This is a genomic window from Streptomyces chlorus, from assembly GCF_042655885.1.
GTDB classification, from domain to species: domain Bacteria; phylum Actinomycetota; class Actinomycetes; order Streptomycetales; family Streptomycetaceae; genus Streptomyces; species Streptomyces chlorus.
On record NZ_JBHSOA010000047.1, the window covers coordinates 20,028 to 35,064 of the forward strand.

Consider the following 15,037-nt stretch of genomic DNA (forward strand, 5'->3'; position numbering starts at 1 on the left):
TGGCACGGCCCCGGGAACGGACGGGCCGGCCGCCCCCTCGGAATCGGGGGCGGCCGGCCCGTCCACCGCTGCCGGTGACGGCCTGAGCGGATGTCGGCGGTCAGGGCTCGGTCGGTGCCTCGTAGTGCTTGCCGATCGGGTCTCCCTCCACGTCCGTACCGGCCCCGGGTCCGATACGGAGTTCGAATTCGCCGTCGTACTTCGTGTGACCCGCGATGACGGCCAGGTCGACCGCCTCGGAACCCACCTCTCTGCGCACGATGACCGGGTCCCGGCGCAGGTCGCGCATGAGTGCCACGCACATCAGGATCATCACGATGACGAACGGGGCCGCCGCGAGGATCGTGATGTTCTGCAGGCCGGTCAGTGCGTCGCCCTGGCCGCTGCCCACCAGCAGCATGATCGCGGCGACCGCTCCGGTGACCACGCCCCAGAACACCACCACCGGGCGTCCCGGTTCGAGCGCCCCCTTCTGCGAGAGCGTGCCCATGACGACCGAGGCCGCGTCGGCGCCCGAGACGAAGAAGATGCCGACGAGGATCATCACCAGGAGGCTCATGGCCGTAGCGATGGGGTAGTGCTGGAGCACCGCGAACAGCTGGCCCTCGGGCGTCAACTCCTTACCGAGCCGGCCCTGCTCCTGGAGCTTCATCGCGGAACCGCCGAAGATCGCGAACCAGACCAGGCTGACCGTGCTGGGCACGAGGATGACCCCGCCGATGAACTGGCGGATCGTACGGCCCCGGCTGATGCGGGCGATGAACATGCCGACGAACGGCGTCCAGGAGATCCACCACGCCCAGTAGAAGACGGTCCAGCTGCCCAGCCAGCTCGCCACTCCCTGGCCGGCGCTGACCTCCGTGCGGCCGGCCAGCCGGGGCAGTTCGCCCAGGTAGCCGAAGACGGAGGTGGGCAGCAGGTCGAGGACGAGGATTGTCGGACCGGCCACGAACACGAACAGGGCGAGCACCAGGGCCAGCACCATGTTGGTGTTGGAAAGCCACTGGATGCCCTTCTCCACTCCCGACACCGCGGACGCGACGAACGCGACCGTGAGTACCGCGATGATGCCGACGAGCAGCCCCGTACTCACCTTGTCCAGCCACCCCAGCTCCTGCATGCCGGAGCCGATCTGCAGCGCGCCGAGTCCCAGGGAGGCCGCCGAACCGAAGATGGTCGCCACGATCGCGAGGATGTCGATGAAGCGCCCGGTGGCGCCGTTCGCGTGCTTCGAGCCGATGAGCGGGGTGAAGACGGCGCTGATGGTCTGCCTGCGGCGCCTGCGGAAGGTGCTGTAGGCGATGGCGAGGCCGACCACGGCGTAGATCCCCCACGGGTGGAGCGTCCAGTGGAAGAGCGTGGTCGCCATGGCCAGTTCCATGCGGTCGCCCGAGTCGGCCGGGTTGGTGCCCGGCGGCGGCGCGACGTAGTGCGCCAGCGGCTCACTGACACCGTAGAACATCAGGCCGATTCCCATGCCCGCGCTGAACATCATCGCGACCCACGACACGGTACGGAACTCGGGTTTCTCCCCCTCGGCGCCGAGACGGATCCGGCCATAGCGACTGACGGCCAACCAGAGGGCGAAGACGACGAAACCGGAGGCGGCCAGGATGAACGCCCAGCCGCCGTTGTGCATCAGCCCGATGAGCACGCTGCTCGAGACGTCCTCGAGCGATTCGGTCGCGACGGCGCCCCAGACGACGAACGCAACGGTGAGCACCGCCGTGACACCGAACACCACGCGGTCGGTCCGAGGGCGTCCACGGTCCGCCAGGCCCGTCTCCGAGCCCGGCAGAGGGCCCGCCGTAGGGTCGTCGTCACTGTGCTGGTCCTTCGTCACAGGCGGCACCTTTCATCGAGCCGTTGGGCGGAGAATCACTCCCCCAGCCATGCCCGTACCACCTTTGGCGCAAAAATCACCTCTTCAGCGGTCACGTTCCCGCGCACCCCCGGGCGGATGGTGATCGAGGGGATCACCATCCGCCCGAGCTGGCGATCGGTCGCGCGCAAGGGCGTGACCGGCAGCACGTGGGTCACCCGGCTCCGGACGCACCTCCTCCATATCGGGCGAAGCCCTTTCCCCAGCCCCCGATGTCGTTGCAGACATGCGCGATGGTCTTGACGCCCTTCACCGACGGCGCGGTGGCGTCACCCCTGACGTAGGTGATCCCCGTGATCTCCGACATCACGCCACCGTAGGCGTCGGTACTGACAGTCGGGGCAGGTGCGTCGGGGCGGGTGCGGTGTCGCAACACTGGTGAGACAGTAATACTGCTGTGCATGACGACCGACATCGAGGAGCCGGCCCTCACCATCGACGAACTGGCGGCGCGGGCCGGGGTCACGGTGCGGACGGTCCGGTTCTACGGCAGCAAGGGGCTGCTCCCGCCACCGGTGATCGGGCCGCGCCGCGTCGGCCGCTACGGGCGGGAGCACCTGGCCCGGCTGGCGCTGATCGAGGAGTTGCAGCGGCAGGGCATGACGCTGGCGGCCATCGAGCGCTACCTGGGGCGGCTGCCGCCGGATCTGAGTGTGCGGGACCTGGCGATCCAGCGCGCGGTGGTGGCCTCCTGGGCGCCCGACACGGTGGAGAAGGTGTCGCGCGGGGAGTTGGAGCGACGGGCGGGGCGGGCGCTGGGCGACGAGGATCTGCGGCGGCTGGCGGCGCTGAACGTCGTCGAGCGGGACGGCGAGGACTTCCGGGTCGACGCGGGGCTGCTGCGGCTCGGCGTCGAGCTGCTGGACGTACCGCTGACGCACGAGACGATCCTCGAGGCCCGTACGACGCTCACCGGGCATGCCCGCGCGGCCGCCCAGGAGCTGTCGCGGCTGCTGCGGGACGCGGTGGCGGAGCGGGACCCGCGGGACGTGAAGTCACTGTCCGCCCCTATGCACCCGCTCGTGGTGCAGGCGCTGCTCACGGCCTTTCAGCGGTCGCTGCGCGAGGAGCTGCGGGAGTGGCTGGACGCCGGGGAGGGTACGGGGGCGGCGGGGACGGGAGGCTGATGCTCCTGTCCCCGCCGGCCGGCCGCACGCGCCGGAGGGTCAGCGGGCGTCCGTGAACCGCTCCCCCTTCTCCGCCTTGTCCACCAGCAGCGCCGGCGGTGCGAAGCGCTCGCCGTACCGCTCGGCGAGTTCACGCGCGCGAGCCACGAATCCGGGCAGCCCGGTCTCTCCCCCGGCGCCGCCGTCGTAGCCGTTGATGTACTGCAGGACGCCGCCGGTCCAGCCGGGGAAGCCGATACCGAGGATGGAGCCGATGTTGGCGTCGGCGACCGAGGTCAGCACGCCCTCCTCCAGGAGCCGGACCGTGTCCAGCGCCTCGGCGAACAGCATCCGCTCCTGCATGTCCCGGAACGGGATCTCGTATCCCGGCTTGGTGAAGTGCTCGCGCAGGCCGGGCCACAGGGCGTCGCGCCCGCCGTCTTCCTTGTACGTGTAGAAACCGGCACCGCCGGCGCGGCCCGGGCGGCCGAACTCGTCGACCATGCGGTCGATGACGGCCTCGGCGGGGTGCGCGGTCCAGGTGCCGCCGGCCTCCTCGACGGCCCGCTTGGACTCGCCCCGGATCTTGCGCGGCAGGGTGAGGGTCAGCTCGTCCATGAGGGAGAGCACCTTGGCGGGGTAGCCGGCCTGGGCGGCGGCCTGTTCGACGGAGGCGGGCTCGATGCCCTCGCCGACCATGGCGACGCCCTCGTTGATGAAGTGGCCGATGACGCGGGAGGTGAAGAAGCCGCGGCTGTCGTTGACGACGATCGGCGTCTTGTTGATCTGCCGGACCAGGTCGAAGGCGCGGGCGAGCGCCTCGTCACCGGTCCGCTCGCCCTTGATGATCTCGACGAGCGGCATCTTGTCCACCGGCGAGAAGAAGTGCAGCCCGATGAAGTCGCTCTGGCGTTCGACGCCTTCGGCGAGGGCGGTGATGGGGAGGGTGGAGGTGTTGGAGCACAGGAGCGCGTCGGGATCGACGACGTCCTGGATCTCCTGGAACACCTTGTGCTTGAGGGCGGTGTCCTCGAAGACGGCCTCGATGACCGCGTCGCAGCCGGCCAGGTCCCGCGCCTCGGCGGTGGGGGTGATCCGCGCGAGCAGCGCGTCGGCCTTCTCCTGGGTCGTCCGGCCCCGGGAGACGGCCTTGGCGCACAGCTTCTCGGAGTACGCCTTGCCCTGGGCGGCCGCTTGTGGGGTGACGTCCTTCAGGACGACGTCGATGCCCGCGCGTGCGCACGCGTAGGCGATGCCGGCGCCCATCATCCCGGCGCCGAGCACGGCGACCTTGCGGACCGTGCGGGACTCGATGCCCTGGGGGCGGTTGGCGCCGGAGTTGACGGCCTGGAGGTCGAAGAAGAACGCCTGGATCATGTTCTTCGACGTCTGTCCGGCGGCCAGCTCGACGAAGTAGCGGGCCTCGATGACCTGGGCGGTCTCGAAGTCGACCTGGGCGCCCTCGACGGCGGCGGCGAGGATGTTGCGCGGCGCCGGGTAGGGGGCGCCGTTCGTCTGCTTGCGCAGGGCGGCCGGGAAGGCGGGGAGGTTGGCCGCGAACTTGGGGTGGGACGGGGTGCCGCCCGGGATGCGGTAGCCGGGCCGGTCCCAGGGCTGGGCGGACTCGGGGTTCGCGTCGATGAAGGCGCGGGCCTTGGCGATCAGTTCCTCGCGGGTGTCGGCCACGTCGTCGACGAGACCGTTCTCCAGGGCGCGCCGCGGGGTGTACTGGGTGCCCTGGAGGAGCACCTTCAGCAGGGCGTCGGCGATGCCGAGCATCCGGACGGTGCGGACGACGCCGCCGCCTCCGGGGAGGAGGCCGAGGGTGACCTCGGGGCAGCCGATCTTGGAGCCTGGTACGTCGAGGGCGATCCGGTGGTGGCAGGCGAGGGCGAGTTCGTAACCGCCGCCGAGGGCAGCGCCGTTGATCGCCGCGACGACCGGCTTGCCGAGGGTTTCGATGCGGCGCATCCGGCGCTTGATCGCCATGCCGCCGTCGAACAGGTCCTGCGCCGTTTCGGGGGTGACCTTGATCAGGTCGCGCAGGTCGCCGCCGGCGAAGAAGGTCTTCTTGGCGGAGGTGAGGATGATGCCGCGGATGCTGTCCTTCTCCGCCTCCAGGCGGTCGGTGATCACGGCGAGGGAGTCGCGGAACGCCTGGTTCATGGTGTTCGCGGACTGGTGGGGATCGTCGAGGACGAGGGTGACGACGCCGGTGTCGTCCTGTTCCCAGCGGATGGTGGGGGTTTCGGTCATGACAAGGTCTCCGTAGAGGTCGCTCGGGTCGCTCGGGTCCGGGTTCCGCCGGGGTTTCAGAGGCGTTCGACGATGGTGGCGATGCCCATGCCGCCGCCCACGCAGAGCGTGGCGAGGCCGTAGCGCTTGTCCTGGCGCTCCAGTTCGTCGACGAGGGTGCCGAGGATCATCGCGCCGGTGGCGCCGAGCGGGTGGCCGAGCGCGATGGCGCCGCCGTTCACGTTGACCTTGTCCAGCGTCAGGCCCATGTCCTTCACGAAGCGCAGCACGACCGCCGCGAACGCCTCGTTGATCTCGACGAGGTCGATGTCGTCGATGGTCAGCCCGGCCTTGGCGAGCGCCTTGCGGGTGGCGGGGGCGGGGCCGGTGAGCATGATGGTGGGCTCGGAGCCGGAGACGGCGGCGGAGACGATCCGGGCGCGCGGGGTGAGGCCGTACCGCTCGCCGACCTCCTTGGTGCCGATGGCGACGAGGGAGGCGCCGTCCACGATGCCGGAGGAGTTGCCCGCGTGGTGGACGTGCTCGATCCTCTCCACCCAGTGGTACTTCTGCAGCGCCACCGCGTCGAAGCCGCCCAGCTCGCCGATGTCCGCGAAGGACGGCCCCAGCCCCGCGAGGGAGTCGGCGGTGGTACCGGGGCGCAGGTGCTCGTCGTGGTCGAGGACGACGAGCCCGTTGCGGTCCTTCACCGGGACGACGGACCGCGCGAAGCGGTTCTCCTTCCAGGCGGTCGCCGCACGCTCCTGGGAGAGGGCCGCGTACTCGTCGACGTCGCGCCGTGAGAAGCCCTCGATGGTGGCGATGAGGTCGGCGCCGATGCCCTGGGGGGCGAAGTTGGTGGCGAGGTTGGTCATCGGGTCGTTGAACCAGGCGCCGCCGTCGGAGGCCATCTTCACCCGGGACATGGATTCCACACCGCCGGCCAGGACCAGGTCCTCCCAGCCGGAACGGACCTTGGCGGCGGCCAGGTTGACGGCCTCGAGGCCGGAGGCGCAGAAGCGGTTCTCCTGGACGCCGGCGACCGTGTCGGGCAGCCCGGCCGCGAGGGCGGCGATCCGGGCGATGTCGGAGCCCTGGTCGCCGACCGGGCTGACGACGCCGAGCACGACGTCGTCGACGGCGGCCGGATCGAGGTCCGGGAAACGGTCGCGGATCTCATGGATGAGGCCGACGACCAGGTCGACGGGCTTCGTGCCGTGCAGGGCGCCGTTCGCCTTGCCGCGCCCGCGCGGGGTGCGGATCGCGTCGTACACGTACGCTTCGGTGCTCACGGGGAGGCCTTTCGCTGAGGGGGTCGGGGCGCGGACAGCAGTCGGGGTACGTCCCAGTCGCGGGCCACGTCGTCGGTGTCGGTGCCCGGCCGGGCGGGCCCGGTGCGGACGCTGGTGGGCGTGGCGGAGAACCGCGGGGCCGGGGCGGGCTGGGTGATGCCGTCGTGCTCGGTGAAGGTGCCGCGGGCGGCGAGGTGCGGGTCGTGCGGGGCCTCGCGCAGCGACAGGACGGGGGCCACGCACGCGTCGGAGCCGTCGAAGACGGCGGTCCACTCGTCGCGGGTGCGTTCCTTGAAGCGGGCGGTGACCCGCTCGCGCAGGGCGGGCCACCGGGTGACGTCGATGCGGGCCCCGGAGAGCCCTGGTCCTTCCTCGTCCTCGATGCCGAGCAGCCGCAGGAACTCGTCGTAGAACTGCGGTTCGAGCGCGCCCACCGCCATGTGTCCGCCGTCGGCCGTCTCGTACGTGCCGTAGTACGGGCAGCCGCCGTCGAGGAGGTTGGCTCCGCGCCGGTCCTGCCAGGCTCCGACGGCGAGCATGCCGTGGATCATGGCGGACAGGTGGGCGGTTCCGTCCACGATGGCGGCGTCGACGACCTGCCCGGTGCCACCCAGACGCGCGTGGTGCAGGGCGGCGAGAACGCCGACGACGAGGTAGAGGGAGCCGCCCGCGTAGTCGCCGAGCAGGTTGGCCGGAACGGCCGGCGGCCGGTCGGGGCTGCCGATCATGCCGAGGGTGCCGGTGCGGGCAATGTACGCGATGTCGTGCCCCGCGCGGTCCGCGAGCGGCCCCTGCTGACCCCAGCCGGTCATCCGGCCGTAGACGAGGCCCGGGTTGCGGGCGTGGCAGTCCCCGGGACCGACGCCGAGGCGCTCGGCGACACCGGGGCGGAAGCCCTCGACGAGGATGTCGGCGCGCTCGGCCAGGTCGAGGACGCGGCCGGCGCCGTCGGGGGCCTTCAGATCGACGACCACGGAGCGTTTGTTGCGGTTGGTGACGTCGTACGCCGGGTCGATGCCGAGTCCGGGGCCGCCGGGGCGGTCCACGCGGACGACGTCGGCGCCCAGATCGGCCAGGAGCATCGCGGCGAACGGGCCGGGGCCGATCCCGGCCAGCTCGACCACCCGCACGCCGGTCAGCGGCCCCTGCCCCGGCGACCGCGCAGGTGCAGGCACCTGTGCCTCCGTCATCACACCCCCAGCTTTGACACAACTGATGTCACACCGATGATGCTAGGAACACCTTCCACTCAGCACAAGACCGGGCGAGCAAGCGCTTGGCCACTGTTCGCCACTGTACGGCGCGGCCCGTGCTCCCGCCCGGCGCAGGTGCCGTCCGGTTCCGCCACCGGACGCTTCGGCGCGACGGTGCGGCAGCTCTCCTCCGCCCAGTCGCGGAGCAGCCCGGCGGCAGGCACGCCCTTCGGCTCCAGCGGGGGACGGCGGCAAGGGGCGGCGGGGTGCAGGCTCGCAGGACGTCAGCAGCGAGGAGGACGAGCGGCTCTGCCGGTCCGGGGCGCAGGGCCTCGCCCGGAAGGGCCACTCCAGTACCGTGCAGACCATCCCGGCGATCCGGCCGACGCCCGCCAGGACGGCGAGGGCCGGCCCGAAGGCCACCGCCCGCGCGGCGGGTCGGACCACGGCGGCAACTGACCTGGAGGCACGGTGCGTGTCATGCCTCAGCCTGCCGAGGGAGTGGCGGCCCGACATCCGTACAGGTACCCGGTTGCCCGTACCCGGTTCGCATCGGCCCGTACCCGCCGGTGGCGGCACCGAGTGGAGACTTTTCGGCGTCAGGTCCGGGCAGGCCGGCGGAACTCTCCGTACAAGTGCCAAGGAGGAGTTCAATGGAACACTTGAAGGCATGCGATTTCTTCTCGAAGTGAGCATGGACGACGAGGCGTTGGCGAAGGATCCCGTGGGTGAGCTGGGGCGGATCCTGCGCTACTGGGGCGGGAACCTGCGCCACTACCCGATGAAGGCCGGTGACGGGTCGGAGATCTACGACTCCGAGTACCGCGAGGTGGGCCGTTGGCGCATCGAGCAGGGCGAGGGTGTCGAGCGGGAGGGAGCCGCTTAGGGCCTGTCCGGCGGATCGAGTCGGGCTCGTGGGCCCCGGTCCCTGATCCGGCCCGACCCGGACGAAAGACCCTGGTCCGTGCCCGAGTCCGCGCCCACTGCCTCTCGAAGGGCCTTGCGGCACAGGGCGTCCGCCCGGCGGGTGGTCTCCGGGAGGCGGTGGGCGGGGGTCAGCTCGAGGGTGTGGGCGCAGGCGTTGGCGAGACCGACGCGATGGCCGACCGAGACGAAGACCGGCTTGACGGAGTCCCTGGTGCGCAGGGCCCGGCCGACCTCCTCGGTGCCCGCGAGCAGCGGGGCCGTGCTGCCGCGCGGGGTCGCCGGGGCCGTGAAGGTGAAGGTGAACGGGTTCTTGGCGACGCCGATCGTCGGCAGGCCGGTGAGGACCCCGAGATGGCTGGCGAGGCCGAAGCGGCGAGGATGGGCGAGCCCGTAGCCGTCACAGACGACCAGGCCCGGCGGGCACGGCAGGGCGTCGAGGGCGGCCAGCACGGTGGGGATCTCCCGGAAGGCCAGCAGACCGGGCACGTACGGGAAGGAGATCCGGCCGACGGCCGTCGCCTCGGCGATGACCTCGAGGCTCGCCCCGTCCAGGACGACGGCCGCTGCCGCGACGAGGTCCCGCTCGTCGTCGTACGCCACGTCGACCCCGGTGACCCGGCCCGTCCCGGGCGGCGGGCCGGGCTCGTCGAGCACCACCCGCCCGCGCAGTCCGTCCTGGACGGCACGGGCCGCTCCCTCGGTCGTGGGCCAGCCATCGGGGATGCGTACGCTCGTCATGATGGCGACGAGCCTACGGGGTGGAGGACTTCGCGCGTCGGAACTGACACCTGCTCATGTTCGACCGGCCCTCGCCCCTGCGGCGCCTGCCCTCCTCATCCCGTGAGCCGGTCCTGCGCACCGGTTCAGTGCACCGGCCTGGCGTCCTCCCGAGTGCTCAACACCCACGGCAACCGGTACATGCCGCATGCAACCTCCGTCCCGGGGAAGCCTGATCACACCGGCGCATGGAGGCGGTGACAGAGGTCACGCTGTTCCGGTGGGCACGGATTGGCCGATTCCGTCGTCTCTTTGAGTAGCCCGCCCTATCCGCCAGGAAGTTGTCCAGCCGTCACGAGGGAGCAAGGCGTTGTCCACCGTCATCGAGCAGCCCGTCGAGGCCCGTCTCGTCGCCGCCGCGCCGCGGATGGCGAGTATTCCCGCCACTCTGCACTACGACCGGAGCGATCCGTTCGCCGTCCGCATGTCCTTCCCCGCTCCCGCCACCCTGGAGGGCGTCGAGGTCTGCTGGACCTTCGCCCGCGAGCTGCTCACCGCGGGGTTGCACGAGCCCGAGGGCCACGGCGACGTCCGCGTGCGACCGTACGGCTACGACCGGACCGTGCTGGAGTTCCACGCTCCGGAGGGAACCGCCGTCGTGCATGTCCGCTCGGGCGAGATACGCCAGTTCCTGGAGGCGGCCGGCGAACTCGTGCCGGCCGGCCTGGAGCACCTCCAGCTCGATCTGGACCACGATCTCGCCGAGCTGATCCGCGACGCCTGCTGAGCGACGACCGCCGACCCTCGCCAGCCGAGCCGGGCCGGCCGACCCTCGACAGCCGAGCCGCGACACGGCACGGCGGGGTCGGGTGCCGTCGAGCGCCCGGGATAAATGTTTGCGGATCGCCGACGCGCTTGACAGCCTGCGATCATGAGTACCCCCCACGAACCCACCAACGGCTCCTCGCCCACTCCCCCGGCGGAAGGCTGGATCACGACCCCGCTCACCGAGGAGCTGCTGCGCGGCGCGCTCGAGCTGGAGCGGACCGCGCAGGGCGTGCAGCCGCACCGGTTGCCCGCCCGAGCCCGCGCGCAGGCCGCCGACGGTCAGCTGGCCATGGCGGAGGCGCAGCCGTCCGGCGTCCGGCTGGTGCTGCGCACCCGGGCCACGGCCGTCGAACTGGACGTGCTCCGCACCAAGATGGCCTACGAGGGCGCTCCGCCCCGCCCGGACGGTGTCTACGACCTGCTGATCGACGGCGAACCGGCCGGGCAGACCCATGTCCCCGGCGGCAACGTCATGCTGATGGACATGGCCACGGGCTCCGCCGAGCTGCAGCCGGGCCCCGTGGGCACGGTCCGGTTCACCGGGCTGCCGGACCGTGACAAGCGCGTCGAGATCTGGCTCCCGCACAACGAGATGACCCTGCTGGTCGCCCTGCGCACCGACGCCCCCGTGACGCCGGTGGCCCCCGGGGACCGCAGGGTGTGGCTGCACCACGGCAGTTCGATCAGCCACGGCTCCGAGGCCGCGAGCCCGACCACGACCTGGCCGGCGCTGGCCGCCTCGCTCGGCGGGGTGGACCTGGTGAACCTGGGACTGAGCGGCAGCGCCCTGCTCGACCCGTTCACCGCGCGGGCCATGCGGGACACGCCCGCGGACCTGATCAGCCTCAAGATCGGCATCAATCTGGTCAACACCGATCTGCTGCGGCTGCGCGCCTTCGCTCCGGCGGTGCACGGCTTCCTCGACACGATCCGCGACGGCCACCCGACGACGACGCTGCTGGTCGTCTCGCCCATTCTGTGCCCCATCCACGAGGACACCCCGGGCCCGAGCCTTCCCGACCTCAGCACCCTCGACGAGGGCCGGCTCCGGTTCGCGGCCATGGGCGACCCCGAGGAACGTGCCGCCGGGAAGCTCACCCTCAACGTCGTACGGGAGGAGCTGGCCCGCGTGGTGAAGCAGCGGGCGGCCGACGACCCGCATCTGCACTACCTGGACGGCCGGAAGCTGTACGGCGAGGCGGACCACGCCGAGCTGCCGCTGCCCGACGCGCTGCACCCGGACGCCGCCACGCACCGTCGTATGGGTGAGCGCTTCGCGGAGCTGGCGTTCGGCACCGGCGGGCCGTTCACCGGCTGATCCGGCCGGCCCGCCCGGCACCCTTGCGGCCTGCGGCCCTGCGGCCTCCGCGAAAAACGCGTTGACACCCGTTCCCGGCCCTTCGTACGGTGTACCACGCTTCTGTTGCCGTCGATTGGAGAGGGACGTTGCTCGTCTGAGGTTCTGAGACACCGCGTCACACCCGTGTGGTGTGCACGCAGCGTGCGACCTCGGCGTACGAGCCGTCCTTGCGGAACAGGGTTTTTTTCATGCCCACACCTTCCCGCCCGGCTCCCGGCCGTCCCACGGCCGTCGTCCGGCCGTCGTCGTGCGGCCGTCGCCCTCCCGCGGTGTCTCGATACGCGCTTGCCATGACCGCACCACGCAACCGCGGAGGCCCGCATGACCCCGTCCATCACCTGTACCTCCCTGTCCTTCACCTGGCCCGACGGGACCCCCGTCCTCGAGGACCTCGACGTCGCCTTCGGCCCCGGCCGGACCGGCCTCATCGGCGTCAACGGGTCAGGAAAATCAACCTTGCTGAAGCTGATCGCCGGTGAACTCCGGCCGGTCGACGGCACCGTCCGCGTCACCGGCGAGGTGGGGTACCTGCCGCAGAACGTCACGCTCGACACCACGCTGAGGGTCGACGACGCGCTCGGTATCGCCGCACAGCGGGCCGCACTGCACGCCATCGAAGCGGGCGACGTGGCCGAGGCGCACTTCGAGACGGTCGGCGACGACTGGGACGTGGAGGAGCGCGCCCTGGCCACGCTCGGCGAACTCGGCCTGGGACACATCGGGCTGGACCGCACCGTCGGCGAGGTCTCGGGCGGCGAGTCGGTGCTGCTGCGGCTGGCCGCGCTGCTGCTGCGCCGGCCCGACGTACTGCTGCTCGACGAACCCACCAACAACCTCGATCTGTACGCCCGAAGGCGGCTCTACACGGCCGTAGAAAACTGGCCGGGCGTCATGGTCGTGATCAGCCACGACCGCGAACTGCTGGAACTGGTCGACCAGATCGCCGATCTGCGCTCCGGCGAAGTCACCTGGTACGGCGGCAACTACACGGCCTACGAGGAGGCGCTCGCGGTCGAACAGGAGGCGGCCGAGCGCATGGTACGGGTCGCCGAGGCGGACCTGCGCAAGCAGAAGCGTGAACTCATCGACGCTCAGGTCAAGTTGGCCCGCCGCAAGCGGTACGGACAGAAGATGTGGGACCAGAAGCGCGAGCCGAAGATTGTCATGGGGGCCCGCAAGCGCGCGGCCCAGGAGTCCGCGGGCAAGCACCGCATCATGCACGAGGAGAGGCTCACCGGGGCGAAGGAACGGCTCGACGAGGCGGTGGAGGCGGTACGGGACGACGACGAGATCCGCGTCGACCTGCCGTACACGGCCGTACCGCCGGGACGTACCGTCCTGACCCTCACGGACCTCGAACTCGCCTACGGCACACGGGTGGACGGTGGTTTCGAGCTGCGGGGACCGGAACGGGTCGCGCTGATCGGGCGCAACGGCGCGGGCAAGACGACGCTGCTGCGCACCGTCGCGGGCGAGCTCCCGCCGGTGTCCGGGGAGGCGACGGCGCAGGTCCCGCTGCGGTTCCTGCCACAGCGCCTCGATGTCCTCGACGGCGAGCTGAGCGTCGCCGACAACGTGGCACGGTTCGCGCCGGGCGCCACCAACAACCGGATCAGGGCCCGCCTCGCCCGCTTCCTGTTCCGGGGCGCCCGCGCCGACCAGAAGGCGGTGACGCTCTCCGGCGGTGAACGCTTCCGGGCGACGCTGGCCGCGCTGATGCTGGCCGAGCCGGCGCCACAACTGCTGATGCTGGACGAGCCGACCAACAACCTCGACATCGCCGGCGTCCGGCAGCTCACCACGGCGCTGGAGTCGTACGAGGGGGCGCTGATCGTGGCCGGCCACGACCTGCCGTTCCTGGAGTCGGTCGGGATCACGCGCTGGCTGCTGATGGAGGAGGGGGAACTGAGGGAGATCGCACCGGAAGCCGTCGGGTGAGGCAGGTAGGGCCGATGAGGCCTGTGTGTGACTGGTGTGACCGGTGTGCGACCGGTGCGGGCCGGTTACCGGTGATGGATCACAGGGCCGACGGGGTGACCCGGGCCGGGTTCGCCCTGCATGATGGCTGCGCCGGCACCCGAGAAAACCGGCCGACCCACCGGCGCCCTCGGTACCGCTGCCGGACCTGCCCCGTCCGATACGGAGTCACGCACGTGCCCAGCAAGAAGGCTCTCGCCCTCCCCCGCTGCCTGAAGGGCGGGGGAGGTGCTGCTCGGCGGGGACCGGCTGCTGATGGCGGCGAGCGCACCGAAGACGGCGGATCTGTTCACGGACCTCGGCTACGCGCCGGTGCTGGTGGACATCGGGGAGTTCGAGCAGCTCGAGGGCTGCGTCACCTGCCTCTCGGTGCGGCTGCGGAACCTCTACGCCTGACGGGCGACCCCGCTGCTCAGCAAGCTTTACGAGACACTTAACCTACGGTTTCGTAACCTACGGATTCGTAGCCTACGATTCCGTAGGTCGCCTGCGCCGCTCGCCGGCCCCCGTACTGCCCCCGTCCCCTGGAGTACCCATGTCGATCGCTTCTCCCCACCTCGGCAGCTCTTCCGCCTGGACCGACGCCCGGCTGCTGTACGCGCTGGAGGAAGTGGTCGAGAAGGAGCTCAACCGGCACCTGAAGGTCACCAAGGACTGGATGCCGCACGAGTACGTGCCGTTCAGCGACGCCCGTAACTTCCCCGGCTTCTTCGAGGACGGCGAGGCCTGGGAGAAGGAGCAGTCCAAGGTCACCGAGGTCGGCCGGATCGCGCTGGTGGTGAACCTGCTGACCGAGGACAACCTGCCGAGCTACCACCACGAGATCGCCACGCTGTTCGGCCGCGAGGGCGCCTGGGGCACCTGGGTGCACCGCTGGACCGCGGAGGAGGGCCGGCACGGCATCGTGATGCGGGACTACCTGCTCGCGTCGCGGGCGGTGGACCCGGACAAGCTGGAGCAGTTCCGCATGTCGCACATGAGCGAGGGCTTCGAGTCGGACAACCGTCACTCGATGCTTCACTCGATCGCCTACGTCGCGTTCCAGGAGCTGGCCACCCGTATCTCGCACCGCAACACCGGCCACCAGTCCGGTGACCCGGTCTGCGACCGGATGCTGGCCCGCATCGCGACCGACGAGAACCTCCACATGGTCTTCTACCGGAACCTGCTCAAGGCGGCCTTCGAGCTCGCCCCCGACCTCACGATGCAGGCGGTGCGGGACGTCGTCGTGAACTTCCGGATGCCGGGGCACGGCATCCCCGGCTTCGAGCGGGCCGCGGCGCAGATGGCGATCGGCGAGGTCTACAACCTGCGCATCCACCACGACGACGTGATGATGCCGGTGATCCGCTTCCTGAAGATCATGGAGATCGACGGGCTCGGCCCCGAGGGCGTCAAGGCCCAGGAGGAGCTCGGCCTGTTCCTCGGCGGTCTGGACTCCGAGGCGAGCAAGTTCGACGAGAAGCTCGCGGCGCGCAAGGCCCGGATGGCGGCGCGGGCAGCCGGCTGACCCTGACCCC

13 protein-coding genes and 2 pseudogenes are annotated in these 15,037 nt (G+C 70.9%); 7 read left to right on the top strand and 8 right to left on the bottom strand.

Annotated elements, in window-relative coordinates; translation table 11 throughout:
* Nucleotides 1-100: 100 nt before the first annotated feature.
* From ACFPZI_RS21845 to ACFPZI_RS21855, 3 genes and pseudogenes are all read right to left on the bottom strand, one after another.
* Complete coding sequence (locus tag ACFPZI_RS21845) at nt 101-1,843, bottom strand: BCCT family transporter (RefSeq protein WP_381365488.1); 1,743 nt, start codon at nt 1,841-1,843, stop codon at nt 101-103.
* A 35-nt stretch (nt 1,844-1,878) separates the two neighbouring features.
* Nucleotides 1,879-2,040 carry a hypothetical protein gene (locus tag ACFPZI_RS21850; RefSeq protein ID WP_381365490.1) on the bottom strand — a complete coding sequence of 54 codons (162 nt, stop codon included), beginning with the start codon at nt 2,038-2,040 and terminating at the stop codon, nt 1,879-1,881.
* 32 nt (nt 2,041-2,072) lie between these two features.
* Nucleotides 2,073-2,180 (bottom strand): annotated as a pseudogene (locus ACFPZI_RS21855) (Appr-1-p processing protein); the annotation flags it as partial.
* Between the two features lie 103 nt (nt 2,181-2,283).
* Between ACFPZI_RS21855 and ACFPZI_RS21860 the strand changes: the two are divergent.
* Entirely contained in the window at nt 2,284-3,009 is a 726-nt protein-coding gene (locus ACFPZI_RS21860) for a MerR family transcriptional regulator (RefSeq protein ID WP_381365493.1), read from the top strand.
* Nucleotides 3,010-3,048: 39 nt separating this feature from the next.
* Here ACFPZI_RS21860 and ACFPZI_RS21865 read toward each other — a convergent pair whose 3' ends face one another.
* The 4 genes from ACFPZI_RS21865 to mmpA are packed head-to-tail and all read right to left on the bottom strand — an operon-like array spanning nt 3,049 to nt 8,404.
* Nucleotides 3,049-5,244 carry a 3-hydroxyacyl-CoA dehydrogenase NAD-binding domain-containing protein gene (locus ACFPZI_RS21865; RefSeq protein WP_381365496.1) on the bottom strand — a complete coding sequence of 732 codons (2,196 nt, stop codon included), beginning with the start codon at nt 5,242-5,244 and terminating at the stop codon, nt 3,049-3,051.
* A 56-nt stretch (nt 5,245-5,300) separates the two neighbouring features.
* Nucleotides 5,301-6,515, bottom strand: coding sequence for an acetyl-CoA C-acetyltransferase (locus ACFPZI_RS21870; protein WP_381365499.1), 1,215 nt, complete (start codon nt 6,513-6,515; stop codon nt 5,301-5,303).
* Entirely contained in the window at nt 6,512-7,705 is a 1,194-nt protein-coding gene (locus tag ACFPZI_RS21875; RefSeq protein ID WP_381365502.1) for a CaiB/BaiF CoA transferase family protein, read from the bottom strand. The genes ACFPZI_RS21870 and ACFPZI_RS21875 overlap by 4 nt, the downstream gene beginning before the upstream one ends.
* A 42-nt stretch (nt 7,706-7,747) precedes the next feature.
* Nucleotides 7,748-8,404, bottom strand: coding sequence for a morphogenic membrane protein MmpA (gene mmpA, locus ACFPZI_RS21880; RefSeq protein ID WP_381365505.1), 657 nt, complete (start codon nt 8,402-8,404; stop codon nt 7,748-7,750).
* On the opposite strand from mmpA, the gene ACFPZI_RS21885 reads away from it, so the two are divergent.
* Nucleotides 8,379-8,594, top strand: coding sequence for a hypothetical protein (locus ACFPZI_RS21885; RefSeq protein WP_381365508.1), 216 nt, complete (start codon nt 8,379-8,381; stop codon nt 8,592-8,594). The two genes, mmpA and ACFPZI_RS21885, sit on opposite strands and share 26 nt — an antisense overlap.
* On the opposite strand, the gene ACFPZI_RS21890 is transcribed toward ACFPZI_RS21885, so the two are convergent.
* Nucleotides 8,591-9,373 (bottom strand): endonuclease V, encoded by a 783-nt coding sequence (locus tag ACFPZI_RS21890; protein ID WP_381365511.1) that lies wholly within the window; start codon nt 9,371-9,373, stop codon nt 8,591-8,593. The genes ACFPZI_RS21885 and ACFPZI_RS21890 overlap by 4 nt on opposite strands.
* A 349-nt stretch (nt 9,374-9,722) precedes the next feature.
* On the opposite strand from ACFPZI_RS21890, the gene ssgD reads away from it, so the two are divergent.
* From ssgD to ACFPZI_RS21915, 5 genes and pseudogenes are all read left to right on the top strand, one after another.
* Nucleotides 9,723-10,139: a spore wall synthesis regulator SsgD gene (gene ssgD, locus ACFPZI_RS21895; protein WP_381365514.1), complete on the top strand. Its 417-nt coding sequence runs from the start codon at nt 9,723-9,725 to the stop codon at nt 10,137-10,139.
* Nucleotides 10,140-10,283: 144 nt separating this feature from the next.
* On the top strand, nt 10,284-11,498 hold the full coding sequence (locus ACFPZI_RS21900; RefSeq protein WP_381365517.1) for a GDSL-type esterase/lipase family protein: 1,215 nt from the start codon (nt 10,284-10,286) through the stop codon (nt 11,496-11,498).
* A gap of 363 nt (nt 11,499-11,861) precedes the next feature.
* Entirely contained in the window at nt 11,862-13,478 is a 1,617-nt protein-coding gene (locus ACFPZI_RS21905; protein ID WP_381365520.1) for an ABC-F family ATP-binding cassette domain-containing protein, read from the top strand.
* A gap of 267 nt (nt 13,479-13,745) precedes the next feature.
* Nucleotides 13,746-13,913: pseudogene (locus ACFPZI_RS21910) on the top strand (N(G),N(G)-dimethylarginine dimethylaminohydrolase); the annotation flags it as partial.
* 139 nt (nt 13,914-14,052) lie between these two features.
* Nucleotides 14,053-15,027, top strand: coding sequence for an acyl-ACP desaturase (locus tag ACFPZI_RS21915; protein WP_381365523.1), 975 nt, complete (start codon nt 14,053-14,055; stop codon nt 15,025-15,027).
* Nucleotides 15,028-15,037: the final 10 nt, after the last annotated feature.